Origin of the sequence: Borborobacter arsenicus (genome assembly GCF_003934165.1) — a bacterium.
GTDB lineage: Bacteria > Pseudomonadota > Alphaproteobacteria > Rhizobiales > Rhizobiaceae > Pseudaminobacter > Pseudaminobacter arsenicus.
In genome coordinates this window covers 118,275-129,911 of the sequence record NZ_RKST01000006.1, presented here as the reverse complement: position 1 = coordinate 129,911, position 11,637 = coordinate 118,275, and the positions used below count along the sequence as shown (strand labels likewise).

The following is an 11,637-nucleotide window of genomic DNA, read 5'->3' as shown; positions in this document are numbered from 1 at the left end:
CTATGCTGCAGGAATATCGCCGCCTTGAGGGAAGCCGTATCGCCGCCCCCGATAGCGCTCTCGCCATCGCAATGGCCGATGATTGCACCCGCTTCAGCCTGCGCATCGCCGAAGAGGGCATCGCTCAGGCCGGCAAGGCATTCGGCGTCGCACTGCCGAAACAGATCGGCGGGATGACCGCTGCCGGCGGCCGGTTGGCCCTTTGCCTCGGGCCGGACGAATGGCAGTTGATGGCGCCGCTGGACGAGCGCGACGCGCTCGAAGCTGCTTTTGCCGCGCTCTATGCCAAGGTGCCGCACAGCCTGGTCGATATCAGCCACCGCGAGGTAGGCATCGTTGTGGAGGGCAGGGATGCGGCTCTGGCGCTGCGCTCCGCCTGCCCGCTCGACCTCGACGAAATGGCTGTCGGCAGTGCCACCCGCACCATTTTCGACAAGGCGCAGATCGTCCTGATCCGCCAGGGCCAGGACAGCTTCCGCATCGAGGTCTGGCAATCCTTTGCCGATCACGTCTGGGGCATCCTGCAGGCGGCAGGCCGCGAGATTGCGCTCGAAATCTGAATTGGAGGTAATGATGACCCTGCACCAGACCAACCTCGACGCCTCGCTGGGGGATTCCGAGATTGCCGCCGCCATCGGCCGGGAACTCGATCGCCAGCAAAACCAGATCGAACTGATCGCCTCGGAAAACATCGTGTCGCGAGATGTCCTTATCGCGCAGGGCTCGGTGCTGACCAACAAATATGCCGAAGGCTATCCGGGCCGCCGCTATTATGGCGGCTGCGAATTTGTCGACGAGGTCGAGACGCTGGCCATCGAGCGGGCCAAGAAGCTGTTCAATTGCGGCTTTGCCAATGTCCAGCCGCATTCGGGCGCGCAGGCCAACCAGGCGGTGTTCCTGGCGCTGCTGTCGCCGGGCGACCGCATTATGGGCATGTCGCTCGCCCATGGCGGCCATCTTACCCATGGCTCGCCCGTCACTATGTCCGGCAAGTGGTTCGACGTGGTCAGCTATGAGGTGCGCCAGTCCGACCAGCAGATCGACTATGACGATCTGCGCGCCCGCGCGCTTGAGATGCGGCCGAAGCTGATCGTTGCCGGTGCATCCGCCTATCCGCGCGCCATCGACTTTGCCGCCTTCCGTCGCATCGCCGACGAGATCGGTGCCTGGCTGATGGTCGACATGGCCCATTATGCCGGGCTGGTCGCGGCCGGGCTCTATCCCGAGCCGCTGCCGCATGCCCATGTGGTGACCACCACCACCCACAAGACGCTGCGCGGGCCGCGCGGCGGCATGATCCTGACCAATGACGAAGCGCTGGCCAAAAAGTTCAATTCGGCGGTGTTTCCGGGCAATCAGGGCGGTCCGCTGATGCACGTGATTGCCGCCAAGGCCGTAGCCTTCGGCGAAGCCTTGCAGCCTCAGTTCAAGGCCTATGCCGGGCAGGTTGTCGCCAATGCCAAGGCGCTCAGCCAGACACTGCTTGCCGGTGGGCTCGACATCGTCTCGGGCGGCACCGACTGCCATATGGTGCTGGTCGATCTGCGGCCGAAGGGCGTGAAGGGCCGCGATGCCGAACAGGCGCTGGAGCGCGCCGGTCTCACCTGCAACAAGAATTCGATCCCCTTCGATCCGGAAAAGCCGGCGGTGACCTCCGGCGTGCGCCTCGGCACCTCGGCGGGCACCACGCGCGGCCTCGGCGAGGCGGAGTTCCGTCGCATCGGCGAATTGATCCTCAAAGTCATTGACGCGCTAGCTGAGAAGGGCGCTGAAGGCGACGCGGTTGTAGAGGCCGCGGTGCTGGGCGAGGTGCGCGAGCTCTGCCGCCGCTTCCCGATCTACGCTTAGGGTATGATCCCGAAAAGTTGCAGACTTTTCGGGCCTTTCCGTGCTTTTGCCGCGGTGAAGCGGGCGTGCTGATCTAGCCGGCTCGGGAACCCGTAGCCCTCGCGGTGCGTTACGCGGCATCGTCACGGAAAGGGTCCATGGAGCAGCTTATCGAGGAATTCGGCCATCCGACCTGGACCTCGTTCCCGGTCATCATGGCGCGGTTGCTGCTTGCGGCGGTCTTTGGCGCCCTCATCGGTTTCGAGCGTGAATGGCGAAACCGGCCGGCCGGTTTGCGAACCCATATTTTGGTGTGCGTGGCCGCCGCGACCTTCTCCATACTCACCATAGAGATCATCCATGCGCCGATGTTCGCCTCGGAAGCGTCCCGCTTCGACCCGATCCGTGCGGTGGAGGCGGTGACTGCCGGGGTGGCCTTCCTGGCTGCCGGCACGATCCTGTTTGCGCGCGGCGAGGTGCACGGCCTGACCACGGGGGCCGGCATGTGGCTTGCCGGCGCTATCGGCGTTGCTTGCGGATTCGGGCTTTGGCAGATCGCAGGTTTTGCAACCTTTGTCGCCCTGGTCGTCCTGGGCTTCCTGCAGCGCCTTGAAGTACGAAGCCCCTCCCGCCCGCCGGCTGGCAGCGAAGAGGGCGAAAAGCCGATGGAGAGCCTGAAGAAGACGAAGGGAAAGGCTGGCCGGTCCTGAGTATTGCAATGCCGGAGCGGCTTGTGCAGGCAGGCATGCCGTTGCGATTGCCGAAATGCCGAAAGATTGGTATGAGCGGCTGAATGGAAGAGCTTTTCGGACATCCGGCCTATAAGGGCTTCGTGCTGCAGGACCACAAGCGCCTGCCCAGCCGGTTCTTTGCCCGGATTTCAGGCGCGCTTAGCTGCCGACTTTCCTGAGCTTTCGCGTCTCGTTTGCGAGATTTCCGGCGGCATGCCGGCCATTGGTTCCAGAACTCCCGATACATCGACGGATGTCAGATCATGAACGCACCACGCACCCTCTACGACAAGATATTCGACGACCACGTCGTCGACCGCCAGGACGACGGCACCTGCCTGCTCTATATCGACCGACATCTCGTGCATGAGGTCACCAGTCCGCAGGCCTTCGAGGGGCTGCGCATGTCGGGCCGCAATGTCCGCCATCCGGAGCGGACGCTGGCCGTGGTCGATCACAACGTGCCGACCTCGCCCGATCGCGTCAACGGCATCAAGAACGAGGAAAGCCGCATCCAGGTCGAGGCGCTGGCAAAGAATGCCGCCGACTTCGGCGTCGAATATTATTCCGAGAAGGATCGCCGCCAGGGCATCGTCCATATCATCGGACCGGAGCAGGGCTTCACGCTGCCCGGCATGACCATCGTCTGCGGCGACAGCCACACCTCGACTCATGGCGCTTTCGGCGCGCTTGCCCATGGCATCGGCACCTCCGAGGTCGAGCACGTCCTAGCCACCCAGACGCTGATCCAGCAGAAGGCCAAGAACATGCTGGTGCGCGTCGACGGGCAACTGCCTGAGGGCGTCACCGCCAAGGACATCATCCTTGCCATCATCGGCGAGATCGGCACCGCCGGCGGCACCGGCTATGTCATCGAATATGCCGGCGAGGCGATCCGCGCGCTGTCTATGGAAGGCCGCATGACGGTCTGCAACATGTCGATCGAGGGTGGCGCCCGCGCTGGCCTGATTGCGCCCGACGAAACGACCTTCGCCTATGTCAAGGACAAGCCGCGTGCGCCGAAGGGCCATGCGTGGGACATGGCGCTCGACTATTGGAAGACGCTGAAGACGGATGAAGGCGCGCATTTCGACAAGGTGGTGGTGCTCGACGCAGCCAAACTGCCGCCGATCGTCACCTGGGGCTCCTCGCCCGAGGATGTTGTGGCCGTCACCGGCGTGGTTCCCGATCCCGATCTCATCGAGGACGAGAACAAGCGCAATTCCAAGAAGCGCGCGCTCGAATATATGGGGCTGACCGCCGGCACCAAGATCACCGACATCGAGATCGACCGGGTTTTCATCGGCTCCTGCACCAATGGCCGCATCGAAGACCTGCGCGCCGTGGCTGCCGTCGCCAAGGGCAGACAAGTCAATCCGCGCGTCAACGCCATGATCGTTCCGGGTTCCGGCCTGGTGAAGGAACAGGCCGAGGCCGAAGGGCTCGACAAGATCTTCATCGAGGCCGGCTTCGACTGGCGCGAGCCGGGCTGCTCCATGTGCCTTGCCATGAATGACGACCGGCTGAAGCCGCATGAGCGCTGCGCCTCCACCTCGAATCGCAATTTCGAGGGCCGCCAGGGCTTCAAGGGCCGTACCCATCTGGTGTCGCCGGCCATGGCCGCGGCTGCCGCGATCGCCGGCCGTTTCGTCGACATTCGAGACTGGCAGTAAAGCTTGCATGGGGCGGTCGGCATCTGTCCGGTCGCCCCAGCGAACCCCGCCTCACAATGCCCGCTCTTTTTTGCCTTTGCGCCGGATTGTGGCCTGCCGCTTAACCGGTTGTTTGGCCCTTCGCGCTAGTGTGCTGCTATCGCGGGCGGAGCAGCGGGCAGTATCCTGGGCTGGGAACTATTCATTGAATTCTTGATGCCGATGCTGTCGGCCATCCTGGCGATGGCGTTCTTCGTGCTTTGGACCTATCAGCGCCAGCGCAAATATATTCTGATCCTCTGCCTCTCCTACCTGGCCGTTGGCGGCGGTTTCCTGCTCCATTATGTGACTTTGCCAATTGGCCTTCTGGGCACCAAATTCCTCGCCAATTCGCTGTTTGCGGTGGCCGTGCTCGGCCTGTCGACGGCGATGATCGCGCGTCAGGGCCGGCAGGTGCCATGGCCCGTCCTTGGCGGCCTGGTGCTGGTTGGCATGGCGGCCCTATCATGGTTCATGTTTGTCGATCCGAGCCTGATCAAGCGCCTCTTCGCCGTCAATTTCACCTTCGCGGCGGTGGCCTTCGTGGTGGCGGCCGAATTGCGCGCATCGGTACGCAACCAGCTTGCCGACCGCGCCCTGATGGTGGTGGCGATCCTGGGCGGGTTCAATTTCCTTATCCGCCCTATCATCACCGTCTGGCTCGATGGTTCCTATGACGAAAGCTATTCGGATTTCTACACGTCCGCATCCTGGGTGTTCCTGAATTTCTCAGCGGTGCTTTTCTCGGTGCTGATCACCCTTTGCCTCGTCACCGGCATCGCGATGGACGTTTTTGAGGAGTTGCAGACCGAATCCCACACCGACCCATTGTCGGGACTGCTCAATCGCCGCGGCTTCGAGGGTGAGGCGCTGCTCTGTCTGGATCAGTCGGTGCGCAAGGGATTGCCGGTTGCCCTGGTGCTCGCCGATCTCGATCACTTCAAGGCGATCAACGACACCTATGGCCATTCGGTCGGCGACCGGGTGATCTCCGCCTTTGGCGCCCATTTGCGTGCCGCAGGCGGCAAGGGCGCCGTTGTTGCCCGCATCGGGGGCGAGGAGTTTGCGGTCGTCCTGCCGGCTGTCGACCTGGCGACGGCGCGGCTTTTTGCCGAAGGCGTAAGAGCATCCTTCTCGCGGGACGGTATCCTCGGCCTGTCGGCAAATCCCGGAAGGGTCACCGCAAGTTTCGGCGTCGCTGCCCTCGGCATGGGCGAAGACCTTGCCGGGCTGATCTGCCGCGCCGACGATGCCCTTTACAAGGCCAAGAAGGGCGGTCGCGACAGCGTCTGTCTTGCCCATCAGCATGTCAACGGGCGGAGTGCTTCAGCGCTGCGGCCGTGAGGGCAAGGGTCACGCCGAAACCGAAAAATTGATCAGCCTGGCAGCTGAAAAATACGACCCGCAAATCGCGCGTTAACCGCTTTTTTGGCGAAACGTGATTGTTTCCGCCGACAAGGGAGCGCGCGACGCATGAATGGCGGAGGATTCATCCTGGCAATCAATCTGGCCGTCGCGGGTCTGTTGTCTGCATCCTTTGCGCTGGTTGCTGTCTATGACCGCAAGGAGATGGCGGCGCGCTGGATTGCCTGCTGCTATGCCGTCGGCGCGCTCTACTATCTCGTCGAATTCTCCATCGCGACCTTCGGGTCGCCGCGCCTGGCGATCGTTGCCTCCTTCGCCACCTTTCTGGTGGCCATGGCCCTGTTCAATGTCGGCATGGCACGAAAATACCATGTACCGGTGCCTTGGCGCCTGCTGGGTGTCGTGTTCGTCGTTTCGGTCGTCGCCTGCTATTCCATCCAGGACATGCCGCGCCAGTCCTTCACGCGCATGCTGTATTACCAGACGCCCTATTTCGTCATGCAGGCCATAGGTGCCTGGATCGTCTGGAAGGCGCGGGCGCGAGGTAGGCTCGACACGCTCCTGATGTGGCTGCTTGCGGCCAGTTCGCTGCAATTCCTCAGCAAGCCCTTCTTGTCTTACTTTCTGGGCGGCACCGGCCTCACCGCGCAGCAATATATCCGCACCGATTACGCGCTGTTTTCGCAATCGATGGGAACGGTGTTCGCAATGGCGATCGCGCTCCTGCTCCTCGTCATCCTGGCGCGCGACATACTCACTGGCGTCACTGCCCTGTCGGAGACCGATTCCCTGTCGAGCCTGTTCAATCGCGGCGGCTTCGAGCATCATGCCGAGATTGCATTGCGCATGGCCGAGAGGCGCGGCACGCCGCTTGCCCTCGTTTTGTGCGACCTCGACCACTTCAAGGCGATAAACGACAATTTCGGCCATGCCTCGGGCGACAGCGTGATCAAGCGATTTGCAAGCTTTCTGCACACGGCTGCCGAGCACCATTTGGCCGGCCGGATCGGCGGCGAGGAATTCGCAGTCATCCTGCCCGGCACCAATCTAACGGCGGCCAGGCTTTTTGCCGAAGGCGCCCGCAGCGCCTTTTCCGGCCTGCCGATCAGCGGCCTTCCGGACAGCCAGCGCGTGACGGCAAGCTTCGGGGTGGCTGAATATGCCGCCGGTGAAACGCTTTCGGAACTCCTGATCCGTGCCGACAAAGCCCTTTACGAGGCCAAGAAGGATGGCCGCGACTGCGTGCGCCTTGCATTCACGCCGCCCATGCCTGGAAGGCCCGGTATATCGACGCTGCCGCACTGATCGGCGGCGTCAAGCAAGGGCGGCGCGCTTCATATAGTCGTTGGACCGTTACCGGCAGGGGCCGCCCCTGAGCGGGATCACGCCCTGGTCGAAGCCGTACATGTAGCTGCGGCCTTTCACCAGCACCGGTGGGCGAAAGCAACCAGCTGTCTTTTCCGCCTCGTCAAGATAGACGACCCGCGGATCGTGGTCTCGCATATATCGCGACAGTTCCCGCGCCTGTTGGCCCTGGCCGACTATGATCCGCTTGTAGCCGGCCCCACTGTTGATGACGAGATTGCCGAAACTGTCTGCATATACGCGGTCACCGCCTGCCGTCGCCGGTGCTGCAAGGCCGATGGCGAAACCGGCCGCGAGCGCCGGCAGGAGCCATGTTTCGAGCTTTCCCAACCGCATGCGCCATCTCCTTTGGACCGGAACGTTCCCGAGAGAAGAATTAACGCTTTGTTAACCTTTGTTAAGAGGGGGTGTGGTGCGCCGTCCAAAAATTAGCCGGTATGGTTAATTTGGCCGCTGCCCGCTAAGAGCGCCTTTTCATCGCCACAAAAAGAAGCGTTCCATCGCGGGTCCAACTGCGCGGGGGCGATTCTTCGAACGACGAGGATAGCGATACGCATGGCGGATAAACGTGATTTCGGCAGGCTGCCGGGCAACTCGGCGCTGCTATTGGCCGTGGTTTTGCTGGCTTCCTGCGTTTCGCAGGGTGATGGAGGTGAGGTTGCCACCGCTGCCGTCCAGCCAGCGCAAGCAACCTATCGATGCGAATCGGGCGTGAGCCTGACGATAGAGAATTTCGGCGCGTCCGTGCGACTGACCGACCCTGAAGGCGAGCAGGTCGAATTGCCGGCTGCACCCGCCTCGCAACGCTCCCGCTACGGCCAGACGCCCTATGCGCTGGTGCTGGAAGGCGAGGAAGCGCTTTACATGAAAAACGGTAAGACGCCCCTGACCTGCAGGCGCTGATTCGCTTGTGTGCGGTGCAACAGATCAGTCTTTCGTCTAAGGCTGAAACTCCCTTAAGCTCCAACCGCTAATTGTAGGTCGGCTTCAATCGATTTGAAGCTAATTGCATGCTTTGAAAGGGATCGGCTCTCCCGTAATAGATGCATGCAAACAGCTTTGAGCCTTTGACGCGGTGCGAAAAGAGCATTAGAAGCCGGCTGTCCGAAGTCGTATTCCGAAAAGGGGCAGTCGCTTTCGCGCATCGGAATCCCGGGCGCCGGAAAGGGGAGCCATGAGCAAGTCACCAGCCACCCGGGCGAGGCCGCTCTCGCCCCATCTGACCATCTACAAGCCGCCGATCACCATGACGATGTCGATCCTGCATCGCATCACCGGCGGAGCGCTTTATTTCGGCACGCTGCTGGTTGCCTGGTGGCTGATCGCCGCGGCGGTGTCCGAGCAGTATTTCGATTTCGTCAATGGCATTTTCGGCTCCTGGTTCGGCCGGCTGGTTCTGTTCGGATACACATGGGCGCTGATGCATCATCTGGCGGGTGGCGTGCGCCATCTGGTCTGGGATACCGGTGCCGGGCTTGAAAAGCACACCGCCAGCAAGATCGGCTGGGCGACCCTCGTCGCCTCCGTCGCGTTGACCGTGCTCATCTGGATTGCCGGCTATATGGCGCGGGGGGCATGAAGATGAACGATATGCGCACCCCTCTCGGCAAGGTCCGCGGCCTCGGTTCGGCCAAGGAAGGCACGGAGCATTTCTGGCGCCAGCGCCTGACGGCGGTGGCCAATATTCCGCTCGTCCTGTTCTTTGTCGGGCTGCTGATTTCGCTCAACGGCGCCGACTACGCCCAGGTGCGGTCGGTGCTGTCGAACCCCTTCGTGGCACTGATCTTGTCCCTGGTCCTGTTCTCCGGCCTCTATCACATGCGGCTCGGCATGCAGGTCATCATCGAGGACTATGTCCATGGCCATGGCGCCAGGGTCACGTTGATCATGCTCAACACGTTCTTTAGCGTCGTGGTCGGTTTTGCTTCGATTTTCGCGCTGCTCAAACTGGTATTCGGGGGCTGACAGTGGCCAAGGATCAAACTGGAACGCGTTCTGCCTCGGCCGGCAAAGGCTACACCTTCGTCGATCACAAATTCGACGTCGTGGTCGTCGGGGCCGGTGGATCGGGCCTTCGCGCCACCCTCGGCATGGCCGAGCAGGGGTTGAAGACAGCCTGTATCACCAAGGTCTTCCCGACCCGCTCGCACACGGTCGCCGCGCAAGGCGGCATTGCCGCCTCGCTGTCCAATATGGGGCCGGACAATTGGCAGTGGCATATGTATGACACCGTCAAGGGCTCCGACTGGCTCGGCGACATGGACGCCATGGAATATATGGTGCGCCAGGCGCCTGCGGCCGTCTACGAACTGGAGCATTACGGCGTTCCCTTCTCGCGCACCGAGGAAGGCCGGATCTATCAGCGGCCCTTCGGCGGCCACATGCAGAATTTCGGCGACGGTCCGCCCGTGCAGCGCACCTGCGCAGCCGCCGACCGGACCGGACACGCGATCCTGCATACGCTTTACGGCCAGTCGCTGAAGCACAATGCGCAGTTCTTCATCGAATATTTCGCGCTCGACCTCATCATGACGGATGGCGTATGCACCGGCGTCGTCGCCTGGAACCTCGATGACGGCACCATTCACCGCTTCTCGGCCAAGATGGTCGTGCTGGCGACGGGCGGCTATGGCCGCTCCTATTTCTCCGCCACCTCCGCGCATACCTGCACGGGCGATGGCGGCGGCATGGCCGCGCGTGCCGGCCTTGCGCTGCAGGACATGGAGTTCGTGCAGTTCCACCCGACCGGCATCTATGGAGCGGGCTGCCTCATCACCGAGGGCGCGCGCGGCGAAGGCGGCTATCTCGTCAACTCCGAGGGCGAGCGCTTCATGGAGCGCTACGCGCCGTCGGCCAAGGACCTTGCCTCGCGCGACGTGGTTTCGCGCTGCATGACGATGGAAATCCGTGAAGGCCGGGGCGTGGGCAAGAACAAGGATCACATCTTCCTGCATCTCGACCATCTCGACCCGGCCGTGCTGCATGAACGCCTGCCGGGCATCTCCGAATCGGCCAAGATCTTCGCCGGCGTCGACGTCACCCGCGAGCCGATCCCGGTGTTGCCGACCGTGCACTACAATATGGGCGGCGTCCCCACCAATTACTGGGGCGAGGTTCTCAATCCGACCACCGACGATCCCGACCGCGTCCAGCCTGGCCTGATGGCGGTGGGCGAAGCGGGCTGCGCGTCCGTCCACGGCGCCAACCGGCTCGGCTCCAACTCGCTGATCGACCTGGTCGTGTTCGGTCGTGCCGCCGCCATCCGCGCTGGCGAGGTGATCGACCGTGCGGCACCGATCCCGGCGATCAACGAAAAGGCGGTCGACAAGATCATGGATCGCTTCGACCGGCTGCGCCATGCCGATGGTGGCACGCCGACTGCCGTGCTGCGTGAGAAAATGCAGCGCGCCATGCAGGAAGACGCCGCCGTCTTCCGTACCCAGGAAACCCTCGAGGAGGGATGCAAGCGCGTGTCGGCGATCTGGGGCGAGTTGAAGGACCTCAAGGTCTTCGACCGCTCGATGATCTGGAATTCCGACCTGGTGGAGACGCTGGAGCTGGAGAACCTGATGGCCAACGCCATCACCACCGTCTACGGCGCCGAGGCCCGCAAGGAAAGCCGCGGGGCGCATGCGCGCGAGGACTTCTCCGAGCGCGACGACGCCAATTGGCGCAAGCATACATTGGCCCATCTGGCCGAGGACGGCACCGTCACGCTGAGCTATCGCCCGGTTCATACCGAGCCGCTGCTGAGCGAAGAAGAAGGCGGCATCAGCCGGGCCAAGATCGCGCCCAAGGCGCGGGTATATTGATCGAGGACTGAGCAGAGATGGTCGAACTCGCACTTCCCAAGAATTCCCAGATCAAGCAGGGAAAAACCTGGCCGAAGCCGGAAGGCGCGACCAATCTGCGCGAATACCGCATCTATCGCTGGTCGCCGGACGATGACGAGAATCCGAGCATCGACACCTATTTCGTCGACATGGACGATTGCGGGCCGATGGTGCTCGACGCACTGCTCTGGATCAAAAACAAGATCGACCCGACGCTGACGCTGCGCCGCTCCTGCCGCGAAGGCATTTGCGGCTCCTGCGCGATGAATATCGACGGCTCCAACACGCTCGCCTGCACCAAGGGCTGCGACGACATTTCCGGCGCGGTGAAGATCTATCCGTTGCCGCATATGCCGGTGGTCAAGGACCTCGTTCCGGACCTCACCAATTTCTACGCCCAGCATGCCTCGATCGAGCCGTGGCTGAAGACGGTGTCGCCGGAGCCGGCCAAGGAATGGCTGCAAAGCCATGACGACCGCGCCAAACTCGACGGCCTCTATGAGTGCATCCTGTGCGCCTGCTGCTCCACCTCCTGCCCGAGCTATTGGTGGAACGGCGACCGCTATCTCGGACCGGCGGTGCTACTGCAGGCCTATCGCTGGCTGATCGACTCACGCGACGAGGCGACCGGCGAGCGGCTCGACAATCTGGAAGATCCGTTCCGGCTCTATCGCTGCCACACCATCATGAATTGCGCGCAGACCTGCCCCAAGGGCCTCAATCCGGCCAAGGCGATCGCCGAGATCAAGAAGATGATGGTGGAGCGAAGGGTTTAGCCCTTCCCCCCTTGCGGACCAACGCCTGACTTCGAACCATCGGAGCGCG

At 62.5% G+C, this 11,637-nt stretch carries 12 protein-coding genes; 11 read left to right on the top strand and 1 reads right to left on the bottom strand.

The window, feature by feature from the left end; genetic code table 11:
* Positions 1-2 precede the first annotated feature (2 nt).
* From EET67_RS11345 to EET67_RS11315, 6 genes are all read left to right on the top strand, one after another.
* The gene (locus EET67_RS11345) at positions 3-560 is read left to right on the top strand and encodes a sarcosine oxidase subunit gamma (RefSeq protein WP_128626289.1); all 558 of its coding nucleotides are present in this window, start codon (positions 3-5) and stop codon (positions 558-560) included.
* Between the two features lie 13 nt (positions 561-573).
* A complete protein-coding gene (gene glyA, locus EET67_RS11340; protein ID WP_128626288.1) occupies positions 574-1,848 on the top strand; it encodes a serine hydroxymethyltransferase in 1,275 nt (424 codons plus the stop codon).
* A 137-nt stretch (positions 1,849-1,985) separates the two neighbouring features.
* The gene (locus EET67_RS11335) at positions 1,986-2,537 is read left to right on the top strand and encodes an MgtC/SapB family protein (protein ID WP_128626287.1); all 552 of its coding nucleotides are present in this window, start codon (positions 1,986-1,988) and stop codon (positions 2,535-2,537) included.
* A 284-nt stretch (positions 2,538-2,821) separates the two neighbouring features.
* Entirely contained in the window at positions 2,822-4,231 is a 1,410-nt protein-coding gene (leuC, locus tag EET67_RS11325) for a 3-isopropylmalate dehydratase large subunit (protein WP_128626285.1), read from the top strand.
* A 195-nt stretch (positions 4,232-4,426) separates the two neighbouring features.
* Positions 4,427-5,593: a GGDEF domain-containing protein gene (locus EET67_RS11320; protein WP_128626284.1), complete on the top strand. Its 1,167-nt coding sequence runs from the start codon at positions 4,427-4,429 to the stop codon at positions 5,591-5,593.
* 129 nt (positions 5,594-5,722) lie between these two features.
* Positions 5,723-6,919 carry a GGDEF domain-containing protein gene (locus EET67_RS11315; RefSeq protein WP_128626283.1) on the top strand — a complete coding sequence of 399 codons (1,197 nt, stop codon included), beginning with the start codon at positions 5,723-5,725 and terminating at the stop codon, positions 6,917-6,919.
* A 48-nt stretch (positions 6,920-6,967) separates the two neighbouring features.
* On the opposite strand, the gene EET67_RS11310 is transcribed toward EET67_RS11315, so the two are convergent.
* Positions 6,968-7,315, bottom strand: coding sequence for a hypothetical protein (locus EET67_RS11310; RefSeq protein ID WP_128626282.1), 348 nt, complete (start codon positions 7,313-7,315; stop codon positions 6,968-6,970).
* Between the two features lie 219 nt (positions 7,316-7,534).
* On the opposite strand from EET67_RS11310, the gene EET67_RS11305 reads away from it, so the two are divergent.
* The 5 genes from EET67_RS11305 to EET67_RS11285 all read left to right on the top strand — a co-directional run bounded on the left by EET67_RS11305 (position 7,535) and on the right by EET67_RS11285 (position 11,588).
* Positions 7,535-7,882, top strand: coding sequence for a hypothetical protein (locus tag EET67_RS11305; protein ID WP_128626281.1), 348 nt, complete (start codon positions 7,535-7,537; stop codon positions 7,880-7,882).
* 271 nt (positions 7,883-8,153) lie between these two features.
* Positions 8,154-8,558: a succinate dehydrogenase, cytochrome b556 subunit gene (gene sdhC, locus EET67_RS11300; protein ID WP_128626280.1), complete on the top strand. Its 405-nt coding sequence runs from the start codon at positions 8,154-8,156 to the stop codon at positions 8,556-8,558.
* Positions 8,559-8,560: 2 nt separating this feature from the next.
* The gene (gene sdhD, locus EET67_RS11295; protein WP_128626279.1) at positions 8,561-8,944 is read left to right on the top strand and encodes a succinate dehydrogenase, hydrophobic membrane anchor protein; all 384 of its coding nucleotides are present in this window, start codon (positions 8,561-8,563) and stop codon (positions 8,942-8,944) included.
* 2 nt (positions 8,945-8,946) lie between these two features.
* Complete coding sequence (gene sdhA, locus EET67_RS11290) at positions 8,947-10,791, top strand: succinate dehydrogenase flavoprotein subunit (RefSeq protein WP_128626278.1); 1,845 nt, start codon at positions 8,947-8,949, stop codon at positions 10,789-10,791.
* A gap of 17 nt (positions 10,792-10,808) precedes the next feature.
* Positions 10,809-11,588 carry a succinate dehydrogenase iron-sulfur subunit gene (locus tag EET67_RS11285; protein ID WP_128626277.1) on the top strand — a complete coding sequence of 260 codons (780 nt, stop codon included), beginning with the start codon at positions 10,809-10,811 and terminating at the stop codon, positions 11,586-11,588.
* Positions 11,589-11,637: the final 49 nt, after the last annotated feature.

Excerpts from the sequence above, each read along its gene's own strand:
- EET67_RS11345 (WP_128626289.1), top strand. The coding sequence starts at position 3 with ATGCTGCAGGAATATCGCCGCCTTGAGGGAAGCCGTATCGCCGCCCCC.
- glyA (WP_128626288.1), top strand. The coding sequence starts at position 574 with ATGACCCTGCACCAGACCAACCTCGACGCCTCGCTGGGGGATTCCGAG.
- EET67_RS11335 (WP_128626287.1), top strand. The coding sequence starts at position 1,986 with ATGGAGCAGCTTATCGAGGAATTCGGCCATCCGACCTGGACCTCGTTC.
- leuC (WP_128626285.1), top strand. The coding sequence starts at position 2,822 with ATGAACGCACCACGCACCCTCTACGACAAGATATTCGACGACCACGTC.
- EET67_RS11320 (WP_128626284.1), top strand. The coding sequence starts at position 4,427 with ATGCCGATGCTGTCGGCCATCCTGGCGATGGCGTTCTTCGTGCTTTGG.
- EET67_RS11315 (WP_128626283.1), top strand. The coding sequence starts at position 5,723 with ATGAATGGCGGAGGATTCATCCTGGCAATCAATCTGGCCGTCGCGGGT.
- EET67_RS11310 (WP_128626282.1), bottom strand. The coding sequence starts at position 7,315 with ATGCGGTTGGGAAAGCTCGAAACATGGCTCCTGCCGGCGCTCGCGGCC.
- EET67_RS11305 (WP_128626281.1), top strand. The coding sequence starts at position 7,535 with ATGGCGGATAAACGTGATTTCGGCAGGCTGCCGGGCAACTCGGCGCTG.
- sdhC (WP_128626280.1), top strand. The coding sequence starts at position 8,154 with ATGAGCAAGTCACCAGCCACCCGGGCGAGGCCGCTCTCGCCCCATCTG.
- sdhD (WP_128626279.1), top strand. The coding sequence starts at position 8,561 with ATGAACGATATGCGCACCCCTCTCGGCAAGGTCCGCGGCCTCGGTTCG.
- EET67_RS11285 (WP_128626277.1), top strand. The coding sequence starts at position 10,809 with ATGGTCGAACTCGCACTTCCCAAGAATTCCCAGATCAAGCAGGGAAAA.